Genomic DNA, 23,343 nt, shown 5'->3' with positions numbered 1-23,343 from the left:
CATAGTTAATGTATCACTATTTTCCTATTCTTTCAAGTTTTTTGGATTTTTTGGCATTTTTAAGCTCCAATAAAAAACCAGACTTTTAAGGTCTGGACTTTTTAAAAAATTTGAAATTTTTATAAACTTTTAATTTTATAATTTTTATTTTCTCATAATAAGGGAAATATTATTTGACAGGTCTTTTATCGAGTCTGACAGCTCCGTTATTTTTGATTCTATCCTTACTAAAAGAAAAACAGAAACTGCCATGGGAAAGCCTATGTTGGCGATTTGGCTTATGAGTTCTTCCATATAAACACCTCCTATGTAAAATAAGATTAGACAAGAATTTCTTCTTTTACGCTAATCTTAACCGCTTGGGTGAATTCTTCAACTATTTGGTCATTTTTCTTGAACATTTTAGCTGAGGCTATGTTTTCTCCAAGACTTTTTGCTGTTTCTTTTGTGACTTGCGGGTCGCAGTCTCCAAAGGAAATGGACATGGCTTTTCCATCATCCATGTTGAATTTTAATCTTAAACTTACTCTTTCCATATAAACCTCCTATTAACCGATTTTTACTTCTTCTACTGTATAAAGGCTCACTTCTTTACCTGTATACAATTGTTTTAACAGGGTTAAAAATCCTTGCAAACTTCCTTCTGAACCTGGATTTAGCTCTGGTAAAATTTTTCTTTTAATTATGTTTTTGCCTTCCAGGGTTTTACTTACATCACATCTTAATTTTTTCATACTTACTTTTTATAACCTCCTTAAAAATCCACCATCCCTGCCAATTATTTTTACATAGACTTGATGGGCATATTTTTCTTGATGCATCATAGTGCCTTACAATTTTATCTGGTTTTAAGTTGTAAAATTTTGCCAGGCATACTGCAAGATCAGCTGTCCTTTCCATGACTTTTTTAAAGTCCGATCCTTCATTTATGCACATCTCAATCCCCAAACTATTGGAATTTGTGATTCCATAGCGACCTTTTCCATCTCCACAATGCCATGCAGACATGTTGTCTTCAATTATTTGGACTATGCCCTTATCATCTACAAAATAATGGGCGCTTGCTTTCCTATTTCCGCCTGCAAAGTACCTGTAGTGGTTTAGGGCATTTGCTCCCGGGGCCTTATTTGCCGTATCGTGAATGACTATATAGGCGATTTTTGTCCCATATCTTGGCGAAAAATTGTAATGAATGAGTCTTTTGTCAATGATCATTTCTTTTCCCTCCTTCACAATATAAATAGCAAATTTTATGAAAAAGTGACAAAAATATATAAAAATATAAGGGAGCTTGCTAATAGCCTTTTAAAATAAAAAAACTTGCAGGTATGTATTTACAATCCTGCAAGGAAAATTTATTTTTATTTATTTTTTGTGTTTAGCTTATAAAGTTCCATAAGTCCTTTTAAGGTCAATTCTCTTTCTATTTTTATGGGATATTTTAAATTTTTTGTTAAAAGAGGGGCAAAGCCTCCTGTTGCAAAAATCTCAGTATTTTCTGCTTTTAATTGTTTTTCTTCAAATATTTTATCTATTATGCCCTCTATCATTTTTCTATATCCGAAATAGAGACCTGCCTGCATACTTTCTACAGTTTCATCACAGATTACTTTTTCCGCTTTTATTATTTCAATTTTCGGAAGTTTTGCTGTTCTTGTGGTGAGAGCATCGGCGCTTATGCCTATTCCCGGTATTATAAGACCGCCCATATATTCTTTTTTATCTGTTAAGTAGCAAAAGGTTATTGCCGTTCCCATGTCTATTATTATGGCGTTTTTTTCTGTCATTTTTGAAACAGCCACTGCATTTACTATTCTGTCTGCTCCTATTTCTTTGGGATTTTGATATTTTAATTTTATGCCTGTTTTTATGTCTGATGTTACTATGAGGGGATTTATGTTGAAATATTTTATACTCATTGTTTCAAGAGTATGCATAACGTTTGGAACTACTGATGATATTATTATTCCTTCTATGGTGTCTACTTTTATGCCCTTTGCTTTTAGGGTTTGGTAAAATATCATTCCATATTCGTCATTGGTCTTTTTTTCTGAGGTTGATATTCTAAATTCATAGATTAATTTTTCTTTTTCAAATATTCCGTAGACTATGTTTGTGTTTCCCACATCTATTACCAAAATTCTCATAGGTCCTCCATGGCTAAGTAGCCTTCTTCTGTCTTTGCGTTTTTTACTCCACTTATTATTGCATTTTTTACGCAGATTGACCCTAAAGCTTGTACAAGTGTGGGATCTGCTTCTACTTGTCCTGTTGATAAAACGAAAACTGTATCTCCGTCATATTGGGTGTGAACTGGAAATATACTCATGGCGTAACCGTTGTGGGCCACATTTGCAACTTTTTCTGCCTGAGTCTTATTTAGCTTTACATTTGTTGCAAGGACACTTAGGGTTGTATTTGTGCCTTTGAAATATTTTTCTTTATTTTCTTCCATAAGTTTTAAAATTTCTTTTGGATTATAAAATTCTTTTGTTTTTTTATTTATTGCTCCTGCTATTTTCTTTCCGTCTTCAAATATATCTCCAAAGGAGTTTACTACGCTTAGGGCTGATATTGTAACTTGTCCTACTTTTATTGTGTAGGATCCCAAGCCACCTTTCATTGCACTTTCCATGCCTAATATCTTGCCTACTGTTGCACCTAGTCCTACTCCTACATTGCCAAGTCTATTTTCTTTTTCACTGGCATTTTTTGCAGCTTCATAGCCCATTTCTGCATCGGGTCTTGTTTTATAATCTTTGTAGGCTAAATCAAATATTACTGCTCCCGACACAATGGGAACTATTCCTAGACCTACATCAACGCCTCTATTTTTTTCTTCCAAATATTTCATAACGCCTGCTGCTGCATTTAAACCATAGGCGGATCCTCCTGTAAGCATTATGGCGTCAACCCCTTGGACCATGTTTTTTGGATCTAACAAATCCGTTTCTCTTGTGCCAGGTCCTCCTCCTCTTACGTCAACTGCACACACTGTCCCTTTTGGGGGAATTATTACTGTTAGTCCTGTTGCTTGGTTATTGGCGTGTCCGACTTTTATTCCTTTTACGTCTGTTAAATACATAAAAACCTCCGTTTTTTTCTAAAAAAAAATCCCCTGAGGGATTATTTTGTAAAAATTTCTAGGGCAATTACTAAAATTCCCAAGATAATTCTGTAAATTCCAAAAACTTTAAAGTCATGTTTTTTTATATAGGCTAAAAATTTTTTTACAACTATAAGTGCAACTAAAAAAGATACTATAAATCCCACTAAAATAATTATCCATTGGCCTAGGCTCAAACTTACTCCTATTTTAATAATTTTTAAAAATGTTGCGCCTAACATGGTTGGTATTGCAAGATAAAAGGAAAATTCTGCTGCCGTTATCCTATCGGCTCCCAACAAAACTCCTCCTATAATAGTTGCTGCACTTCTACTTGTACCGGGAATCATTGCAAGGCATTGAAATAATCCTATTAAGATAACGGTTTTAATAGGCAGTCTGTCAATGGATGTATATTTCCCAGATTTATCTTTTTTTTCTATTAAAATAATAACTATCCCATAAAAGATAAGGCTTATGGCAACTGTTATGTTGTTAAAAAGATACTTATCTATTAAATCGTCAAACAAAAAACCTAAAACAGCCGCAGGTAAAAATCCTATTATTATTTTTGTCCAAAGTCTTAAAGTCTTCTTATCTGCCAGGGCAAGTTTTTCTTTAAGGGTTAGTCCTTCAAGGGGTCTTTTTAGTTTTCTTTCAAGTTTATTTTTTCCTAAAGGATTTAGGGAATTAAAATAAATAACAACAATTGCAAGGATTGCCCCCAATTGAATAATTACGTTAAAAGCATTTTGAAACTCTTTATTTGAAAGATTAAAAAAATTCCCTGCAAGAATTAGGTGTCCCGTTGATGAAATCGGAAGAAATTCAGTAAATCCTTCTATGATTCCAAGAATTATCGCTTTTATAAAGTCCATTTTATCTCTCCATGTTTAAAAATTTTGTAAATTCTTTTTTGAATACCAGTTTTATTGTTCCTGTAGGTCCGTTTCTATGTTTTGCTATAATAACTTCTCCAACATTGGGTTCTTTTGATTCTTCCTTATTGTAATAATCGTCCCTGTATAAGAACATTACAACATCTGCATCCTGTTCAATAGCTCCTGATTCTCTTAAGTCCGATAAAACCGGTCTATGATCTGAACGAAGCTCCGGTGCTCTTGAAAGTTGTGAAAGAGCTACAACTGGAACGTCCAACTCTTTTGCCAGAGCTTTTAGGGAACGGGATATTGCTGAAATTTCCTGTTGTCTTGATTCAGTTCTGGAGCTTAATTCCATAAGTTGCAAGTAGTCTATAACTACTAAGTCCAGACCCTTTTCAGCTTTTAACCTTCTGCATTTTGCCTTCATTTCTACAGGACTCATGCCTGGTGTGTCATCAATGCTTATGTTCAAATTTTGCAGGACGGTCATGGAGTTTATAACTTTTGTCCATTCTTCTTCATTTAAACTTCCGCTTATGATTTTCATAAGATCTATATGAGTTGCCGCAGAAATCATTCTTTGTACAAGTTGATTTTTGCTCATTTCAAGAGAAAAAATTGCAACTTTGGCGTCTCCTTTTTGAGCGGCGTTTGTAGTTATATTTACCATAAGAGCTGTTTTTCCCATTGATGGACGAGCTGCAATTAAAACTAAATCAGATTTTTGAAGTCCAGAAAGTTTTCTGTCAAGATCTGTAAAGCCTGTTGTAACTCCTGTTAGAGCGTTTTTATTTTGGGCTCTTTTTTCCATAAGGGAAAAGCTGTCAAGAAGGGCTTCTTTTAGTGGTATAAGACCATTGTTCATAGAATCCTGAGTAATTTCAAAAATTGTCTTTTCTGCAATTTCTATTACTGAATTTGCCCTTGCTTCAGGGTTATAGGAGTTTGAAATAATATCATCACTTGCTCCTATAAGTTTTCTTAAGATTGATTTTTCTTTTATGATTTTACAATAAAATTCTGTATTTGCTATTGTTCCCACTGCTGAAGAAAGGCTTGCAAGATAGGACACGCCTCCTATTTCATCAATTACATTTTGCCTTGTAAGCTCTTCGCTTACAGTTACAATATCTGCCGGCTCATTTTTTTCATCTAATTCTAAAATTGCACCGTAAATTTTTTGGTGGGCGGGAGAATAGAAATCTTCAGGGAGTAAAATTTCAGAGGCTGCTGAAATGGCATCTCTTGATAAAAGCATTGCTCCAAGGGAAGATACTTCCGCTTCTTCACTGTGGGGAGGAACTCTCATTTCCATTTTGTCACCTTAATACTTCCACTTTTACCTTTAAATCTGCAAAAATGTCTCCATAAAGTTTTACTTGAATTGTTTTACTTCCTTCAGTTTTTATATTTTCACTAAGAAGAATCCTTTTTTTATCTATATCCAAACCAAAGACTTCTTTTATTTTGTCTGAAATGTTTTGTGAAGTGATGGCACCGAATAATTTTCCGTTTTCTCCACCTTTTGCCTCTATTGTTATGGATTTTTTCTCTATTTTCTTTTTAAGTTCATTGGCTTCTTTTCTATTTTGCTTTTCCTCTTCTTCTTCTCTTTTTCTGTCTTCTTTCCATTTTTGTAAATTTTCCTCAGTTGCTTCTACTGCAATTTTTCTGGGAAACAAAAAATTTCTTGCGTAACCGTCTTTTGCCTCTGTAAGAGTTCCGGCTTTACCTAAAGTCTTGTCATCTTTTAAAAGTATTATTTTCATTTATTTTCAACCTCTTTCATATATTCATCTAAAGCATTTCTTAAAATTTTTTCGGCTTCTTCTATACTGTCAGTTTCAACTTGGGCACCAGCCATATTTAAATGACCTCCACCGCCAATTTTTTCAAGAACAAGTTGAACGCTGAAACTTCCTCTACTTCTGCCGGAAATGTGAATTTTATTATCCTTGTGAGTTAAGACAAAGCTTGCCTCTATATTATTAATTTGTAAAAGCTCATCTGCTGCTTGAGCTGCTATTAAAATAGAATTTTCTTGATATCTATCAAGTTTTGAAATTGCAATTTTACCGTCGATTATTTTTGTTGCATGAACAACTTCGGCCTTTGATTGTAAAGTATCAAGGTCATTTTTAAATAGGGCTTGAACCTTTACCATATCTGAGCCTTGACGTCTTAACATACTTGCAGCTTCAAAAGTCCTTACCCCTGTTTGGAAGGTAAAGTTTTTAGTATCTACAATAATACCACTCATAAGAGCATCAGCTTCAAAGTGAGTTAGGTTTGAATTATCACTCATATAAGTGAGCATTTCCGTTACAAGTTCACAGGTACTTGACGCATAGGGCTCAATATAAGTTAAAACAGGATTATCAACAAACTCCTTACTTCTCCTATGGTGATCTAAAATTACAATTTGATTTGTTTTTGCTATAAGTTCTGGGCATTCCGTCATAGAAGGTCTGTGGTTATCCACCATTATAATTAGGGAATTTGACTTTATTTTTCCAAGAGCTGCTTCAGAATTTAAAAAGTCCTTTAAAAGTTCTGGTTCTTCTTCCTTTAATCTAATCATTAAATTTTCAATGGAAGGATTTATTTCATTAAATACAATGTAACCTTTTTTACCCCTGTTTAAAACTGCTCTGTGCACTCCTATGGCTGCTCCCATGGCATCCATATCCGGGTTTGCATGGCCCATAATAAAAACTTCATCTGTTGCATCAATTAATTGTCTAAGGGCAACTCCTATTACTCTTGCCTTAACCTTATTTCTCTTTTCAACAGCCTTACTTCTACCACCAAAAAATTCATAATTATCATCGACTCTTACAACAGCTTGATCTCCACCTCTTCCAAGGGCAATATCAAGAGCTGTGTCTGCTTCTTGATAGGATTCGCTGAAGCTTTTTCCGAAAGAAGAAACTCCTATGGAAAGAGTTATGGGAATTGCATTTCCCTTGTCAAGTTCTCTTAAATCATCAAGTAAATCAAATCTTCTTTCCTTAATTTGTTTTAAAGCTTGAAAACTTAAAACTGCTATATAGGTGTCAGAATCAGATTTTATTAAAAGTCCTTGGTATTCATCAAAATAACTGTTTAAAATAGAATCTATTTCTGCAATTAATATTGGTCTTGAGGAATCTGGGGTAGAATCAAGAGCCTCATCATAATTATCAACTTCTATTTTTAAAATCATGGCTTTCGAATCAATATAGACTCTTTGAAGTTTTTTGTAATCCGATGAGTCCACCATAAAGTACATCTGTATGCTTTTTCTTTCAGATGAACCGGTGGAAAGATCCACATTGTTTTTATAAACTATATAGTCTTTGGAATCAAAGCTTATATAGTAGCCTGTTTCATTTATATCTTCACGAATTATTTGAGGTAAAATATTTTTTATATTTTCTCCCATAAGTTCTGAAGAGAATAAATTTACAAACAGGGTATTGTACCACAATACAGTACCGTCTCCATCGCATATTACCATAGGAAAAGGCATATTAAAAACGGCTTGTTTAGTGACTGAATCAAAATCCTGAGAAATTTGTTCAATATATCTTTGTGAAGCATAGTTCTTATCTTTTATATTTTTATAGCTTATAAAAATCAGATAGATGTAAATAAGACCTGCTATTCCGCCTACAAATGGCTTTAATACAGTAATTACAATAAGAACTATAAAACTGAATGCAAGAATAAATCTTGCATCAAACAAATTAAAAAATTTATCTTTCATCTTAGTTCGGCAATCTCCTTAAATTAAATAAAGAATCTACAAGGCCAAGAACTGCCGAAGCTATCTGCATACCTGGCAAAAATATAAAAAATACAAGGGCCAAGACTTGAATAAACTGGGAAGCTCCCATTTTAAACAAGAGAAACTTTAAAGTTGCAAGACCGTTTACAAAGGTCATAAAGGTAAAAATTAAAGCTAAATTCATAAAAATTTCTTGAAACCCTAATAATTTTAAAATTAAAAGGACAAGAATTGAAATTGCCACAAAGATTTTTGGCAATCTTAAAAATTCAAAAGACGGCGGTTGCATTACAATTATTCCATCTTTTAAAAGTCTTCTGCCTGTTAGTAAATAGGTCATATAAGAAATTGCAATGCTTATTATAACTATTATTGAAGGTAAAAGAGCTATGGTTTGCAGATACATTGTCCTAAGATTTCCTTCTAAGTTTGAAGTATTTAAACTTCCGCTTTTTGAAAGAACAAGTTTTGCACCTTCAATATAAGCTCTTACACTTTCTTCTGAAGACAGGGTGCTTCCATTTATTCCATAAGCATACATAATTGACAAAATTGAAATAAAAGTTACTAAAGATGCAAGACCTAAGCTCACATCGACTCCATATTTATTTGTTATGAGGTAGTGCAAGCTTAAAATCATAGGTGCAAATACCACAAAAATTGCAAGTCCCAAAGTAGGATTTATATATCCCATAATAAAAGATGGAACAAGCAAAGCTAAAATAGCTTTTATTATTGAATCCTTAATTCCGTAGTACAAAAACAATGATGGAAAAAATAGATAAACAGGTGGGAAAAATAATCCCAACATTGTAATTGTTATTGAACTAAGGAGCAATTTTAAAATGTTTAAATTTGTTGTTTTCAAAAAATCAACTCCCACTTTATTTTACCATAGGTGGACAAATATTAAAATATTGGCTGATTTCATAAAATCACTTTGTCTTGCCTTTTGTAGTTTAAAAAATTTTTGAAATAAAAAAACTCAGCCTTTTTTTGACTGAGGATATTTTTTATTCATAGGTGAAGCCTTCTCCTTCAACTTCTGTTACTGAAGAAACATACATAAAGGATTTTTCATCGGTTTTTCTTATAAATTCTTTTAATTTTATTAAATCTCCCTTGTTTACCACAGATGTTAAAATTTTTCTATTTCTTTTTGTATAGCCTCCCATAGCTTCGTAAATAGTTGAACCTCTTTCTATCTCCTTTAAAATAAATTCATTTATTATTTCCGTCTTTTCAGAAACTATTGTCACATAAAACTTCGTATCAAAACCTGCAATCATCTTGTCTATTACAAAAGAATTCATAAAGCATCCAAGAAGGGCATACATTCCAAGACCAGGTCCATACAATAAAAGAGCTATTAAAGTTACAACTCCGTCACTCATTATAAGTCCGTTGCCGAAGGAAAATCTTGTATATTTTTCTATGATCTTTGCAAGTATATCTGTTCCACCTGTGGAAGCTCCTTGATTTACTACAACACCTATACCTATTGCCTGAATTATTATTCCAAAGATAAGATTTATAAATATATCTCCTTCTACTATGGGTCTTACTGTAGGTATTGTCTTTTCTAAAAGCCACAAGAAAAATCCCAAAGACATTGAAGCATACACTGTATAAAATCCGAAATCTCGTCCTATGGTGACAAAGCCCAGAACTACCAAAATCATATTTAATGCAAATAATATGTATGATACGGGAATAAAGGGAAATATATGTCCAAGCTCTATGGAAAGTCCGCTTGTTCCTCCAACTGCAAGACTATTTGGAATTAAGAAAAAATGCAGTCCAATTGTAACTAAAACAACTCCTAAGTTTACAAGTAAAAATCTTTTTATATTAAAAACACTCTTCATTTTTCACCTCAAGAAATATTATAACAAAATTTTTCAAAATTTTTATAAGTATTTTAACAATAAAAAATCCCTGCTTTTGCAGGGATAAAAAATTTTTTTAGAATGGTCCATAATTGATTTTTACTGCTACATAGAGTGCACCTATGGCCACAATGAAGAAGAATATTATAAGAGGTGCAACAAATTTCAAATACTTATTATATGGAACTTTACCATAAGATAAGAACATAAGAAGTGAACCGTAAGTAAACCAAACCATGTTTGTTATACCATCTCCAAATTGATAGCAAAGGGTTGTTATTTGACGGTTAAGTCCTATTAAATCTCCAAGAGGAATTACAAGAGGTATAAGGGCCATAGCCTTTCCTGAACCTGATGGTACAAGACCGTTTAAAAGTGATACGGCTATTATTATACCTATTCCTGCTGTAAGAGTTGAAGTATTTGAAAGAGCGTTTGCCATAGCATTTATAATCGTATCAACTATATGAGTTGTTTCGAGAATCCATTGAACTCCTCTAGCAATTCCTACTATAAGAGCTCCACCCATGGCAGACTTTGCTCCTTCAATTAAGGAATTTACTATTTCATTTCCATTCATCTTGTTAAGAAGACCTGCAACTACTCCGCAAAGTAAGAAGACTGCAGTCATATCGTTAATGTTCCATTTAAGTTTAAACATTCCATATAGAGATAGTAAGAAAGCTGCTAAAAGAGCAAATAGTGAAAGAGTTTGACCGCTATTTAGCTTTTTGCCTTCATAAGTTGAAAAATCGTATTTCAAATCTGAAGTGTCTATATCTGCTACCAAACTTTTTGAAGGATCCTTTTTAATTTTATTTGCATAGGCAAGTATATAAGCTAAAGAGCCTACTAAAAATATAATCCATACTGCAAATCTTAGAGAAAATCCTGAAAATAGGGGAAGTTCAGAAATTTGTTGAGCAATACCTACAGTTAATACATTTGTTGGGCCTGCACAAAATCCAGCCATCATTCCTACTATTACAATACTTACAGCAACTAAACTGTCAAGACCTAAAGCCAGCATAATAGCTACAACAAGAGGTGTAAAAGGAAGCATTGTTTCAATCCATCCTAAAAATCCTCCAAGTAAAGCAAATATTAAATAAAAAGCTATAATTAATAAATTGCTGCTCTTTGTGCCAAGTCTTGAAATAAGTTTATAAATTGCAAGAGGTATAGCTTCCGTTTTGTCATAGATTTTAAGAGTACCACCAATGATAAGTATAATTGCAATTATTGGTGCGGCTCCTATAAAACCGTAAGGAACAGCACGAAAGATATCAATTATACTTGCGTGATTTGCTTCAATAGTCTTATAAGAGTTTGCTACAACCATAGTCTTGCCGTCTACGACTTGTCTTTCAAAACTTCCGGCAGGAATGAAGTAGCTTAAAAGTCCACACACTGCTATTACTGAAAATAAAAGTATGTAGGGATTGATGTTTAATGATTTTTTCTTTTTCATCATATATCCTCCTTTCATCAATTAACTTTATTATAAGACAAATAAGCTTTTTTTTCATTACTTTTTAGAAAACGTTTTTTAATTTGATTTTTATTTTAAATAATATAAAATAGTATTAGGTGATAATATGAAAGATAATTTAAAAGAATTAGTAATTGAATTACAAAAAAAACACGAAAATTTAACATGGAGCTTAAGTGAAAAGATATGGAATCTTTCGGAAGTCGGCTTAATTGAATATAAGAGTGCTGACGCTTACAGAGAAGTTTTAAAAGAAAATGGTTTCACAGTTAGCCCCGTAAAAGGTATTGAAACTGCCTTTGTTGCAAGTTATGGAAACTCATCTCCCATTATAGGATTTACAGGAGAATATGACGCTCTTCCTGGTTTAAGCCAGGTTGCAGGTCTTGCTGAAAAAAAACCTGAAGAAGGAAAAACAGACGGTCACGGTTGCGGTCACAATAATTTAGGAACAGGAGCCTTAGGTGCCGCTCTTATTGTTAAAGACTACATTGACAAAATTGGCCATGGCACTGTTAAATTTTTCGGAACTCCATCAGAAGAAAGGGACGGAGCAAAAACATTTATGGCAAGAGATGGTTATTTTGATGACTTAGACATGGCTTTAACATGGCATCCAAAAGACAGAAATGCAGTTTGGACTGAAGGAACTCTTGCAAACGTAATTATGGACTATAAGTTTAAAGGAACATCATCCCACGCATCAGATGCACCGGAAAATGGTAGAAGTGCCCTTGACTCCTGTGAACTTATGGACGTAGGTGTAAACTATCTAAGAGAACACGTAGTAGAGCAAGCAAGAATTCACTATGCTTACCAAGATGTAGGAGGAAGTGCTCCAAATGTTGTCCAAGCTCATGCAGGACTTAGATATTTTTATCGTGCTCCGAAAATTAAAGAAGCCCTTGATATAGCAAGAAGAGGAGATAATATTGCAAAGGCTGCTGCTATGATGTGTGAAACCGAAGTAGAAGCAAAAATGATTGTTGCAATTTCTGATTACCATGCAAATAAAACTTTAGCTAAAGTTATGGACGAAGCCTTTAAAGAACTTGGTGCGCCAGAATTTGACCAAGAAGATTTCAAACTTGCAAGAGAATTTTATGAAACTCAAACAGAAGCTGTAAAAGAAGCTACAAAAGAAAGACTTTTAGATGAATTTGACGAAAAAGACGTGGAAGATATGTTGGAAAAGGGAATACAAACAAAAGTTGAACCTCTTGATTTAAAACGTAGAGCCATGACAATCACTTCCGATGTAGGAGATTTAAGTTATGCAGCTCCAACCATCCAACTTAACATGGCAACAGCCGCTTTGGGAACAAGTTTACACACTTGGCAAATGACTGCACAAGGACTTACATCATATGCAAAAAAAGCAAGTGCAAAAGCAATGCAAGTTTTAGCTTTAACTGCTATAAAGGCAATGAATGATCCTGAAATTTTGAAAAAAGCAAAAGAAGAACTTGTTGCTTTTAGAGGGGAAAAATATCAAACTCCTTTAAAAGATGACATAATAATTCGTGATCCTAAAGTTAGTAAATAATTATTAATAAAAAAATGCTCCATTTATTGGAGCATTTTTTTTATTGTATTTTAATTAATATTTGTTTTTTATGATCTATGTGAAGTATTTTTATTTTAAAATTTTTTCATTCGCCTTACGGCGCCGGACCAATAAATTGGTCCCTACAAACCTATGTAAGACTCTAGGGCCCGGTTTACGGGTCCGTGTGCCTATGATGGGAGAACAAATTCAACATTTTTTATAAATATTTTTTGCCCTTTATGTGAATCATTTCTTTTTTGTATTTTTTATTTTTTATTTTTTATGTAATTTAAAAATTTTTATAACAATTGTTATAATTATTCTTCTTTTGTGTTAAAATATAAATAATTTAAGAAGGGAGTAAAAAATATGAAACTTACAAAAACAAAAGAACTTGTCCTTTCAGGACTTTTAATTGCCCTTGGTCTTGTACTTCCAATGGCTTTTCATTTATTTAAAGCAGGTGGCCCGGTATTTTTACCTATGCATATTCCTGTGCTTTTGGGAGGAATGATTTTATCTCCTGTTTTCGCTTTACTAGTTGGGGTGCTTACGCCTATTGTATCTAATTTACTTACTAGTATGCCACCTCTTATGCCCATGCTTCCAATTATGATTGTGGAACTGGGTCTTTATGGTCTTGTGGCTTCGATCTTAAGAAAAAAATTAAATTTAAATGTTTTTATTTCTTTAATAATTTCAATGATTATAGGTAGGATTGGTGCTGGCCTTGTAGTTTATGTAATGACAAGTGTTTTTGCAGTACAATTTGCTCCTCCTATTGCTTTTGTTATTGGAGGAATAAGTAAGGGTATCCCTGGTATTATTATTCAACTTATTTTCATTCCTATTATTGTTAAGGCTGTGGAAAAATCCATGAGGTAATGTGATGGAAAATATTAAAAAAATTAATGAAAATATTTTGTTTTTTAATAAGATGGCTGAAAAATGGGATCAGATTGCTGATGATGATTTTGATTTAATTAGAGCTATTTTAAAATTATCTTCTATTGAGGATGAGGGTAAAGTCCTTGATGTTGGTTGCGGTACGGGAATCTTGGAAAATTTTTTCAAGGGTACAAATTTAAAGGTTACTGCTATAGATATTTCAGATAAGATGATTGAAAAGGCTGAATCAAAATTTAAGGAAGATAATATTTCTTTTAAAAATATTGATTTGTTTGATTTTGATGAAAAAGATTTTGATTTTATAATTTTATATAATATCTATCCCCATTTTAAGGACCAAAGAGCTTTGGCTTCAAAGTTATATAATCTTCTTTCTGATTCTGGCAGATTAACTATTGCTCATGGCCATGGAAAAAATTACATTAATAAGCTTCATGGCAAGATTGAGAGTGATTCTAATTCCCTTAAAGCTGTGGAGGAAGAAATAAAATATTTTTCTGATTTTTTTAAGGTTGATATAAAAATTGACACCGATAATTGTTTTATGATGTCAATGACTAAGAAGATTAACCTTTTATAGTGTTCATAATAATAAAAAATATCTGCAAGTTTTTTCTTGCAGATATTTTTTATATTTCTATTTCATGAATTGTCCCTCTTGAAACTATTAAACTTTTTCCTGTTAATTCATAAATCCAAGTGCTTATATAGGGTTCGTGGCTTATTAAGATAAAATTTTCTGATTTTTCCATTTTTAATTTTTCCAAGAGCTCTCTTGTTGATACTCCCCCTAAAAAATTTTTTATAAAAAACTTTTTATTTATTATTTGGGATAATATTTCTGCCGTTTCCACTGCTCTTTTGTAGTCTGATGATAAAAATTTATAGTTGGAAAAGTCTCTTTCTTTTAAATTTTTAAAGTTTTCTCTTAATTTTATTTTGCCTTCAAGGGTTAGCCTTCTGTCTTTGTCATTTTCTCTATAAGCTTCGGCAATTCCATGTCTTATAAAAATAATTTTCATTTTAAATTGTAAAATGCTTCAAGGCCTGCGTATTTTGCATTGTTGCCAAGCATATCTTCAATTCTTAAAAGTTCGTTGTATTTTGCTACTCTTTCACTTCTTGCTGGTGCTCCAGTTTTTATCATTCCTGCATTTGTTGCTACAACTAAATCACTTATTGTTGAGTCTTCTGTTTCTCCACTTCTGTGAGATACTACTGCTGTCATGTTGTGACGTTTTGCAAGTTCTATAGCATCAAGGGTTTCTGTAACTGTTCCGATTTGATTTAATTTAATTAAAATTGAATTTGAAACTCCAAGTTCAATTCCTTTTTTTAGTCTTTTTGTGTTTGTTACAAATAGGTCGTCTCCTACAAGTTGTACTTTGCCTGAAAGTTTTTCAGTTAGAGTTTTCCAGCCATCCCAATCGTCTTCTGCAAGTCCATCTTCAATGGAGTATATAGGATATTTTTCTACTAATTCTCTATAGAAATCTACAAGTTCATCTGAAGAAAATTTTCTATTTTCTCCTTGCATATAGTATTCCTTTGTTTCACTGTTATAAAATTCACTTGCTGCAACGTCCATAGCAAGAACTATATCTTTACCTGGCTCATAGCCTGCTCTTTCAATTGCTTCTAAAATTACATCAAGAGCTTCTGAGTTGCTTTTTAAGTCTGGTGCAAAGCCACCTTCATCTCCAACTCCTGTGCTAAGTCCCTTATCTTTTAAAACATTTTTTAAATTATGATAAACTTCTGAACCCATCCTTAAAGCTTGAGAAAAGCTTTTTGCTCCTGTGGGCATGATCATAAATTCTTGAATGTCCACATTGTTATCTGCATGTTCTCCACCGTTTAAAATGTTCATCATAGGAACGGGAAGAACTTTTGCATTAACTCCTCCTAAATATTGATAAAGAGGTAGGCCTATTTCATCTGCTGCTGCTCTTGCAACTGCTATGGAAATTCCCAAGATTGCATTTGCTCCAAGCTTTGCCTTATTTTCTGTTCCATCTTCTCTTATTAAAAATTCATCTATACTTACTTGATCAAAAACATCAAAGTAAGTTAATTTTTCTTCAAGTTTATTTACATTTTCTACGGCTTTTTCTACGCCCTTACCCATGTATCTTGATTTGTCATTATCTCTCAATTCCACAGCTTCATGGGCACCAGTTGAAGCTCCACTTGGAACCATTGCTCTTCCGAAACCACCGTTTTCTGTTAAAACTTCAACTTCTACTGTGGGATTTCCTCTTGAATCTAAAATTTCTCTTGCGTATACACTACTAATAAAGCTCATTTTATCTCCTTATTTTCTAAAATTAACAAGTTTTGCAAAATCCGAGGCCTTTAAAGATGCTCCACCTACTAAGGCTCCGTCTATATCTTCTTTATTCATTAATTCTTTAATGTTTTCTGGTTTAACACTTCCGCCGTATAAGATTCTAGTGTTTTCATAGTCCCTGTTTATGCTAGTTAAACTTTCTCTTATAAATTTACACATATCCTGTGCGTCTTGAGAACTGCAAGTGTTCCCTGTGCCTATTGCCCATATAGGTTCATAGGCTATAACAAAATTGCCCTTTAAATTTTTTACGGATTCTTTTAGCTCTTCTCCTACAACTTCAAAATGTCTATTTTCAAGTCTTTCTTTTTGGCTTTCTCCAAGACAAATTATAGGAGTCATTCCTCCCTCTAAAACTTTTTCAGCTTTTGCATTTACTAGTTGGTTTGATTCCTTATAATAATTTCTTCTTTCAGAATGGCCAACTATAACATACTTAACATTTAAATCTTTAAGCATGGAAATGGAAATTTCTCCTGTGTAAGCTCCATCCTCATTTTCATTTACATTTTGTGCCCCAACTTTTATGTCACTATCTTTTAAAAGTTTTGAAACTCTATCAATAGCTGTAAATGGTGGTGCAATTAAAGCTTCCACTTCTTTATCCAAATCAATTTTTAAAAGTTCTTCTATCATGGATTCTGCTTCAGATGGACTTTTGTTCATTTTCCAATTCCCTGCAATAAGGGCTTGTCTTGAATTTTTATCTTCAATTGCAGCAAGACCAGGAAGAATTTTTCCTTCCATAAGTTCAAGGCTTGCTCCCCCTCCTGTTGAAATGTGAGTCATTTTATCTGAAAGTTCTGCAAGTTCAATGGCGTGAGCTGAATCTCCTCCACCGATTATTGTGGTTGCGTCTTTAAGATTTGCTAGGATTTCTGCAAGGGCGAAAGTTCCCTTTGAAAAATCTTCAATTTCAAAAATTCCACAAGGACCGTTCCAAATTACAGTTTTTGCATCTTTTAAAACATTTTTAATGTTTTTAATACTTTCAGGACCTATGTCAACTCCATCTCCATCTTGTGGGATTTCATCTCTTGAAACAAATTTTGTATTTGCTCCTGCTTTTATTTCATCTGTGATTAAAATATCCGAAGGCAAAATTAATTCAACATTTTTTTCAATGGCACTTGCCATAAGTTGTCTTGCTAAATCCAACTTGTCATCTTCTACAATGGAGTTTCCAATTTCAAGGCCCATAGATTTAAGAAAAGTATAAGCCATTCCTCCGACAATTATTATTTTGTCGCAAACATTTAAAAGATTTTCTATTACTCCTATTTTATCTGAAACTTTTTTGCCACCAAGGATAGCAACAAAAGGTCTTTCAGGATTTGCTATGGTGTTTGAAAGATATACAACTTCTTTTTCAAGTAAAAATCCTATGCCTGAAGGTAAAAATTTACTCACTCCCACATTTGAAGCATGAGCCCTGTGAGATGTACCAAAAGCATCGTTTATATAAATATCTCCAAGACTTGCAAGTTCTTTAGCAAATTCTTCTGAATTTTTTTCTTCCCCTTCTACAAATCTTGTGTTTTCTAAAAGGGCAACTTGTCCATCTTTTAAACTTGCAACTTTATTTTTTACATCTTGGTCTACGACCCTATCGCTTTTAAAGAAAAATACTTCTTTATTTAAAAGTTCAGAAAGTCTTTTTGCGACAGGACCTAAGCTCATTTCTTGATTGGGCTTTCCCTTAGGTCTTCCTAAGTGGCTCATTAAAATTACTTTAGCTCCCCTTTCAAGAAGATAGTTTATAGTTTTTAAAGACTGAACTATTCTGTTGTCGTCAGTTATCTTTCCATCTTCCATAGGGACGTTGAAATCAACCCTTACTAAAACTCTCTTGCCCTTAAGATCAAAATCCCTTACTGTTTTTTTATTCATTGTTCACCTTATAGATTTTTAGAAACCATGTCAGTTAAATCAATAACTCTTTGTGAATAACCCCATTCATTATCGTACCAAGAAATTAATTTTACCATTCTATCTTTTACTAAAGTAAGCTTTGCATCAAAAATTGATGAGTGAGTGTCTCCTATAATATCAATTGATACAAGATCTTCTTCTTGATAGTCAAGAACTCCCTTCATTTCTCCTTCAGCTGCTTTTTTAACTGCTGCATTTATTTCTTCAACGCTGGCTTCTTTTTCAAGTTCAAAAGTTACATCTACAACTGATCCTGTTGGAACTGGAACTCTCATAGCCATACCTGTTAAAATTCCTTCAACTTCAGGAATAACTTTTGCAACTGCCTTTGCAGCTCCAGTGCTTGTAGGAATAATATTTTCAGCTCCCATTCTTGCGCGTCTCATATCTTTATGAACTGCATCGTGAATCTTTTGGTCATTTGTGTAAGCATGAACTGTAGTCATTAAACCTCTTTTAATTCCAAAGTTGTCAAGAATAACTTTAGTAACAGGTGCTAGGCAATTTGTTGTACATGAAGCATTTGAAATAATATTGTGTCTTGATGGATCATAATTTTTATTGTTAACTCCCATTACAATTGTAATATCTTCACCCTTTGCCGGTGCTGTAATTACAACTTTTTTAGCTCCTGCTTTTAAATGGCCTTCAGCCTTTTCTCTTTCTGTAAAAGCTCCTGTTGATTCAATAACAATATCAACGCCTTTTTCTCCCCAAGCCATTTCTTCCGGTAATTTTCCATCAATAAATTTAATCTCTTTTCCGTTAACAAGCATAGTATCGCCTTTAACTTCTACTGTTCCTGGGAATTTTCTGTAAATTGAATCAAATTTAAAAAGATGAGCAAGCTTTTCAGCATTTTTTGAAGCATTAAGATCAGCAATATAAGCAATTTCAAAATCCTTATTATCTCTTAATGCCCATCCTCTTAAAACATCTCTACCAATTCTTCCAAATCCCATAATAGCAACTTTAACTGTCATCATTTACCTCCTAAATTTTTTATTTTATTTGCTGCAGCCTCGTCAATAACGAGAACTAAATCTTTTCTTAGCTGGGAAATAGCGATAATAGCTTCCGCTTTTTCTTCTCCCCCTGCAACTGCAATAGCGTCATTAATACTTAAAAAATCTTCCATGCTTATGCCTATACTTGGCTGGTGTAGAATAATTTTTCCTTCAATGGAAAAAAAGTTTCCAAAAGCTTCTCCAACTCCACCTTTTTTAAGTATGTCTTTAGAAAGATTTTTATTTAAACCTCTTCTTCTTGCCATAATGTCGGCTCTTCCTATACCAAATAATAATAGGTCGATGGCTTTTATTCTTTTTGCAATTTCTTTAAAATCATCTCTTTTTATAAGAGCTTTTAAAGTTTCATCATCAACTGTATCAGGAAGGGGAATCATAAAAGATTCAGAATTTGTATTCCTTGCTAAAAGACTTGCAACTGTGTTTGCCTGATAGGTGCTTCTTATGCCTATACTTCCCCTTGCAGGGATTATAGTCATGTTTTTATTTTGAGATTTAATATATTCACTTAAAAGACTCATAGTGTGTCCACCGGTTATACCTATGGACAAATTGTCCTTTAACTTTTTTTCAGCTATAGAAGCTCCCAATTTTGCAAGTTCAACAAAAGCATTTTCATCCTTAGTTGAATCGCCTTTAGAAATATAAATTTCTTTTAAATTTAAAATCCTTTTTAAGTCATCTGAAATATTATTTGTGTCTTCTGGGAAAGTTTTATAAAGGTCAGAAAATTCTTTAATAAGTGATCTCCCCTTATCTTTTATGGATATTCCCTTAGTTGATACGTAGACCGCATCCATATCCTTTAAAAAAGAAATCTCATCTCTTATATTTCTTTCTGAAATGTTAAAATTTTTAGCAAGACTTCTTCTTCCCACAGGTTCATTATTCATAATAAATTTTAGGAGCAAGTACCTGTTTATAAAAATATTTTTAAACTCAGGCACAAACTCTGAAATTTTTTTTAAATCCATTCTGTCCTCCGGGTCAATAATGGTCCATCACAATTTCGTTCCCACATTTAGTTTAACATTTTTTTCTCTAAGCTTCAATTAAATAAAACAATTTTACCAAAAAAATAAAATTAGAAAAATTTTTTTATTTAAATTTTACAAGCTTTGAAATTTTTTAGAATTATTAAATTTTTATTTTTAAAAGAGCAAGAAAAAAACACGGCTTAAAGCCGTGTTTGCTAATTTGTTTTTTTCCATTTATTTTATTTTTACAGAAAGAATTTGATCCTTGTTCTTCTTAGCATGGTTAAGCAGCCAAACTATATAAAGAATTACTGCAACTGCTGCTATAGGATAAGAAATCGTATAGCTTAGAGGATCCATACCAAGTCTTTTTTCAAGACCAAAGCCTATAGGTTGATGCATGATGTATGAAATAACGATAAATACATAGAATACACCAGGAATTAATGCAAGTAGATAATTTTTTCCGTGAGTGTATAAATATACAACAGCAACACCAAGAGCAAATACTGCAACAAATTGGTTGGTAAATCCAAAATATCTCCATAGTAAGTTGAATCCGCCTGGACTCTTCTTAGCAAATACAAGAATTATTACTGCAGGAATAAATATGCATACAGAAACCATAATTCTCTTATACCAAGATCTTTGTTCGATGTTGAATTCATCAGCAATTATAAGTCTTAAAGCTCTAAATGCAGTATCACCTGAAGTGATAGGAAGAACAATAACACCTATTACTGCGAACATTCCTCCAACAGCTCCTAGGAATTCTCTTGAAATATTACCTACCATAGCAGTTGCTCCTGTATCTAAAGGAGCTTTGCCGCTTGAGAATAATACCATAGCTCCGCCTGCCCAACACATTGCTATAAATCCTTCAGCAACCATTGCCCAGTAAAATACGAAAGTACCTTCTTTTTCATGTTTAACAGTTCTTGAAATAAGTGTTGATTGAGAACCGTGGAAACCTGAAAGTATACCGCAGGCAACTGTTACAAAGAAAGCAGGAATAAATTTTTGTCCTGCTGGATGTTGTGCAAGAAGGCCTTGACCTTCAAAAGAAAGATGGTTAGCACCCTTTAAGAAAATTCCAATAAATATACCTGCTGCAGAAATAATTAAAAGTGCTCCAAAAATAGGATAAATTCTACCAATAATAGCATCAATAGGAAATAGAGTCGCTAAAATATAATAAGCAAAAATACAAGCATAAATAATCCAAATAACATTTGAATTAGGATCTTTTCCTAATATGTCCTTTGCAATTAAGTCTCCAGGAGTATAAACAAATACAACACCTACAAGTAGAATAAGAATAAAGTTTACAATGTTGTAGAAGTTACGAACTCCATGACCTAAGTACTTGTTTACAAGTTGGGGAATTTGAGCTCCGCCTTCTCTCATGGAAATCATACCGTTAAAATAATCGTGAACTGAGCCTCCGATTATGTTTCCGATAGGTATAGCAATAAATGCTATAGGTCCAAATAGAATTCCTTGGATAGGTCCCATAACAGGTCCTGTTCCTGCAATGTTAAGTAATTCTATAAGGAAGTTTTTAGTTTTACTCATGCCGACATAATCTATTCCGTCAGCTTTTGCAATGGCAGGTGTTTCCCTGTCGTCAGGTTCGATTTGTGCTTCAGCAAGCTTGCTATAGAAAAAGCCGCCGCCAAATAAAATAACTAAACCAATTAAAAATAATACCATAATTACACCTCTTTACTGTACAAATTAGCTTACTTTTATAATAGCACTCACAAGAATTTAAAACAACTTAAGAGATATTTTAATAATTTATTTTTATAGATATTGAATTTCTTTTTCCTGAATTTTAGCCTTTATGAGAGTTTTTATTCTTTGGATAAAGGCTTTACCAAAAAATAAAAAAACAGACAAATTAAATTATTAAAATAAAAAATGTCTGTTTTTTAATTATTTATTTTTTCTAAAATTTAAAAGCTCTTTAAGTTCATCAACTTTTAAAAGCCAAATCATAATAAAATATACAAGACCTGCACTTAAAAGACTTATTAAAAAGTTAATTGTATAAGAAATCTTTCCTAAAAGACTTAGGTGGATTACAAATGAAATCCCTGCCATTACAAAACTTGCAATTAAAATTTTAAATAAATTTTTATAAGTTCTCTTTTCAAAAAGACTTCCGATTTTTTTTCTTAAACTTATAAAGATTAAGATGGCTCCTACTATAAAAGAAAGAGAAGTTGCCAGTGCAAGTCCATCAATGTCATATTTTTTTACTAAAATAAGACTTAAAACAATATTTAATCCAACCATTATGACTGAATTAATAACGGGTGTTTTAGTATCATTAATTGTATAAAAAACCCTTGAAATAATTTCCCTTACTCCAATGCCTAAAAGACCAATAGCATAAAACATTAAAACTCTCATGGTTTTCATTGCATCAAGTTCCGTAAACTCTCCCCTTAAAAATAAAATTTTTACAATAGGCTCAGCATATAAATAAAGTCCTATAGTTGCAGGAATAACCAAAAATAAAACAAAACTTAAAGCCTTTTCGCTGCTTTTTTTAAGTCCCTCCATATCTTTTGCACTTCCAAATTTTGCCATTGTAGGATAAACTGCAGTAACAATAGATGTGATTACTATACCGCTTACAAAACTTTGCAGCTTATAAGCATAGTTTAAAATTGAAACTCCTCCAGCTTCCACATTTGATGCAAGGGCTTTTGAAATAATAAAATTCAACTCTATAACTGAAGTTGAAATAAGTATTGGAACTATAATTTTAAGCATTTGTTTTAAATAATCATCTTTAATATCAAAAACAAATTTGTGCCTATAACCTTCTTTGCGAATATAGGGAAGAAAAATAATATATTGAAGGACAAAACTTAAAAACATTCCGTAAGCAAGATAATTTTTTCCTTGCTTATAGGCAAAATACATACTTAACATTAAAATGACATTCATAATAATGGAATGCAAAACACTTACAACAAATCTTTTTTTAATTTGCAAATAAGCTTTAAAAATAGAAGCTGAAGATGTTATGGATATACTCATAAGCCCCATTTTAGTTATAAAAATAGCAAGTTGTCTCTTTTGACCTTCAAAGCCTGGTGCCATGGCATCTATTAGTTGGGGAGAAAAAATTAAAAGTAAAATCGATATTAAAAAAATAAAAACAAATAATATATTTGAAAAATTGGAAGTAAATTTATCCGCTTCATCTAAATCTTTTTCTTTTAAAACTTGATTGTAAATTGGTATATATCCGTTTGCAGTGGCTCCTGAAATTATATTTGTAAAAGCCATAGGGATTTGAAAGCCTATTAAAAATACATCTGAAATAATTCCCGTGCCAAAAAGGCGTGCTAAAGTTTGTTCTCTAAGTAGACCGAATATTTTTGAAAATACAGTCACTATCATTAAAATAATTGATGTTTTCATATTTACCTCGCTATTTA

23 protein-coding genes are annotated in these 23,343 nt (G+C 32.6%); 3 read left to right on the top strand and 20 right to left on the bottom strand.

Going from position 1 to position 23,343, the window contains the following annotated elements:
* Positions 1 to 144: 144 nt before the first annotated feature.
* From J2S72_RS07090 to J2S72_RS07030, 13 genes are all read right to left on the bottom strand, one after another.
* Positions 145 to 294, bottom strand: a complete 150-nt coding sequence (locus J2S72_RS07090; protein WP_023055767.1) for a YvrJ family protein — start codon at positions 292 to 294, stop codon at positions 145 to 147.
* A gap of 26 nt (positions 295 to 320) precedes the next feature.
* Positions 321 to 536 (bottom strand): DUF2922 family protein, encoded by a 216-nt coding sequence (locus J2S72_RS07085; protein WP_307495254.1) that lies wholly within the window; start codon positions 534 to 536, stop codon positions 321 to 323.
* A 12-nt stretch (positions 537 to 548) separates the two neighbouring features.
* A complete protein-coding gene (locus J2S72_RS07080) occupies positions 549 to 734 on the bottom strand; it encodes a hypothetical protein (RefSeq protein ID WP_023055763.1) in 186 nt (61 codons plus the stop codon).
* Positions 715 to 1,215, bottom strand: coding sequence for a peptidoglycan recognition protein family protein (locus tag J2S72_RS07075; RefSeq protein ID WP_023055778.1), 501 nt, complete (start codon positions 1,213 to 1,215; stop codon positions 715 to 717). Before J2S72_RS07075 ends, J2S72_RS07080 begins: the two co-directional genes overlap by 20 nt.
* Positions 1,216 to 1,361: 146 nt before the next feature.
* Positions 1,362 to 2,147 (bottom strand): type III pantothenate kinase, encoded by a 786-nt coding sequence (locus J2S72_RS07070; protein ID WP_307495253.1) that lies wholly within the window; start codon positions 2,145 to 2,147, stop codon positions 1,362 to 1,364.
* Complete coding sequence (locus J2S72_RS07065; protein ID WP_307495252.1) at positions 2,144 to 3,085, bottom strand: P1 family peptidase; 942 nt, start codon at positions 3,083 to 3,085, stop codon at positions 2,144 to 2,146. The genes J2S72_RS07070 and J2S72_RS07065 overlap by 4 nt, the downstream gene beginning before the upstream one ends.
* A 41-nt stretch (positions 3,086 to 3,126) precedes the next feature.
* The gene (locus J2S72_RS07060; protein ID WP_307495251.1) at positions 3,127 to 3,984 is read right to left on the bottom strand and encodes an undecaprenyl-diphosphate phosphatase; all 858 of its coding nucleotides are present in this window, start codon (positions 3,982 to 3,984) and stop codon (positions 3,127 to 3,129) included.
* A 1-nt stretch (position 3,985) separates the two neighbouring features.
* Positions 3,986 to 5,305 carry a replicative DNA helicase gene (gene dnaB / locus J2S72_RS07055; protein ID WP_307495250.1) on the bottom strand — a complete coding sequence of 440 codons (1,320 nt, stop codon included), beginning with the start codon at positions 5,303 to 5,305 and terminating at the stop codon, positions 3,986 to 3,988.
* A gap of 4 nt (positions 5,306 to 5,309) precedes the next feature.
* A complete protein-coding gene (gene rplI / locus J2S72_RS07050; protein ID WP_307495249.1) occupies positions 5,310 to 5,759 on the bottom strand; it encodes a 50S ribosomal protein L9 in 450 nt (149 codons plus the stop codon).
* Positions 5,756 to 7,738 carry a DHH family phosphoesterase gene (locus J2S72_RS07045; RefSeq protein ID WP_307495248.1) on the bottom strand — a complete coding sequence of 661 codons (1,983 nt, stop codon included), beginning with the start codon at positions 7,736 to 7,738 and terminating at the stop codon, positions 5,756 to 5,758. The genes rplI and J2S72_RS07045 overlap by 4 nt, the downstream gene beginning before the upstream one ends.
* A gap of 1 nt (position 7,739) precedes the next feature.
* Positions 7,740 to 8,627, bottom strand: coding sequence for a DUF2232 domain-containing protein (locus tag J2S72_RS07040; RefSeq protein ID WP_307495247.1), 888 nt, complete (start codon positions 8,625 to 8,627; stop codon positions 7,740 to 7,742).
* Positions 8,628 to 8,772: 145 nt separating this feature from the next.
* Positions 8,773 to 9,627 (bottom strand): YitT family protein, encoded by an 855-nt coding sequence (locus J2S72_RS07035; RefSeq protein WP_307495246.1) that lies wholly within the window; start codon positions 9,625 to 9,627, stop codon positions 8,773 to 8,775.
* A 97-nt stretch (positions 9,628 to 9,724) separates the two neighbouring features.
* Positions 9,725 to 11,119 carry a YfcC family protein gene (locus J2S72_RS07030; protein ID WP_307495245.1) on the bottom strand — a complete coding sequence of 465 codons (1,395 nt, stop codon included), beginning with the start codon at positions 11,117 to 11,119 and terminating at the stop codon, positions 9,725 to 9,727.
* 127 nt (positions 11,120 to 11,246) lie between these two features.
* On the opposite strand from J2S72_RS07030, the gene J2S72_RS07025 reads away from it, so the two are divergent.
* The 3 genes from J2S72_RS07025 (at position 11,247) to J2S72_RS07015 (ending at position 14,178) form a co-directional block, all read left to right on the top strand.
* Complete coding sequence (locus J2S72_RS07025) at positions 11,247 to 12,686, top strand: amidohydrolase (protein ID WP_307495244.1); 1,440 nt, start codon at positions 11,247 to 11,249, stop codon at positions 12,684 to 12,686.
* Positions 12,687 to 13,058: 372 nt separating this feature from the next.
* Positions 13,059 to 13,574, top strand: a complete 516-nt coding sequence (locus tag J2S72_RS07020; RefSeq protein ID WP_023055756.1) for an ECF transporter S component — start codon at positions 13,059 to 13,061, stop codon at positions 13,572 to 13,574.
* Between the two features lie 4 nt (positions 13,575 to 13,578).
* Positions 13,579 to 14,178: a class I SAM-dependent methyltransferase gene (locus tag J2S72_RS07015; RefSeq protein WP_307495243.1), complete on the top strand. Its 600-nt coding sequence runs from the start codon at positions 13,579 to 13,581 to the stop codon at positions 14,176 to 14,178.
* Positions 14,179 to 14,227: 49 nt separating this feature from the next.
* On the opposite strand, the gene J2S72_RS07010 is transcribed toward J2S72_RS07015, so the two are convergent.
* The 7 genes from J2S72_RS07010 to murJ all read right to left on the bottom strand — a co-directional run bounded on the left by J2S72_RS07010 (position 14,228) and on the right by murJ (position 23,326).
* On the bottom strand, positions 14,228 to 14,620 hold the full coding sequence (locus tag J2S72_RS07010; protein WP_307495242.1) for a SixA phosphatase family protein: 393 nt from the start codon (positions 14,618 to 14,620) through the stop codon (positions 14,228 to 14,230).
* Positions 14,617 to 15,903, bottom strand: a complete 1,287-nt coding sequence (gene eno, locus J2S72_RS07005; protein WP_307495241.1) for a phosphopyruvate hydratase — start codon at positions 15,901 to 15,903, stop codon at positions 14,617 to 14,619. Before eno ends, J2S72_RS07010 begins: the two co-directional genes overlap by 4 nt.
* A 9-nt stretch (positions 15,904 to 15,912) precedes the next feature.
* A complete protein-coding gene (gene tpiA, locus J2S72_RS07000; protein WP_023054980.1) occupies positions 15,913 to 17,838 on the bottom strand; it encodes a triose-phosphate isomerase in 1,926 nt (641 codons plus the stop codon).
* Positions 17,839 to 17,846: 8 nt separating this feature from the next.
* Positions 17,847 to 18,863 carry a type I glyceraldehyde-3-phosphate dehydrogenase gene (gene gap, locus J2S72_RS06995; protein ID WP_023054984.1) on the bottom strand — a complete coding sequence of 339 codons (1,017 nt, stop codon included), beginning with the start codon at positions 18,861 to 18,863 and terminating at the stop codon, positions 17,847 to 17,849.
* Positions 18,863 to 19,882, bottom strand: a complete 1,020-nt coding sequence (locus tag J2S72_RS06990) for a sugar-binding transcriptional regulator (protein WP_023054967.1) — start codon at positions 19,880 to 19,882, stop codon at positions 18,863 to 18,865. Before J2S72_RS06990 ends, gap begins: the two co-directional genes overlap by 1 nt.
* A gap of 237 nt (positions 19,883 to 20,119) precedes the next feature.
* Complete coding sequence (locus J2S72_RS06985; protein WP_023054976.1) at positions 20,120 to 21,598, bottom strand: carbon starvation CstA family protein; 1,479 nt, start codon at positions 21,596 to 21,598, stop codon at positions 20,120 to 20,122.
* Positions 21,599 to 21,823: 225 nt separating this feature from the next.
* Positions 21,824 to 23,326, bottom strand: a complete 1,503-nt coding sequence (murJ, locus tag J2S72_RS06980; protein ID WP_023054978.1) for a murein biosynthesis integral membrane protein MurJ — start codon at positions 23,324 to 23,326, stop codon at positions 21,824 to 21,826.
* Positions 23,327 to 23,343: the final 17 nt, after the last annotated feature.

The organism is Peptoniphilus koenoeneniae, assembly GCF_030812875.1.
Lineage (GTDB): Bacteria > Bacillota > Clostridia > Tissierellales > Peptoniphilaceae > Peptoniphilus_B > Peptoniphilus_B koenoeneniae.
The sequence above is the reverse complement of the archived record's forward strand: the minus strand, read 5'-3'. Positions and strand labels throughout refer to the sequence as shown.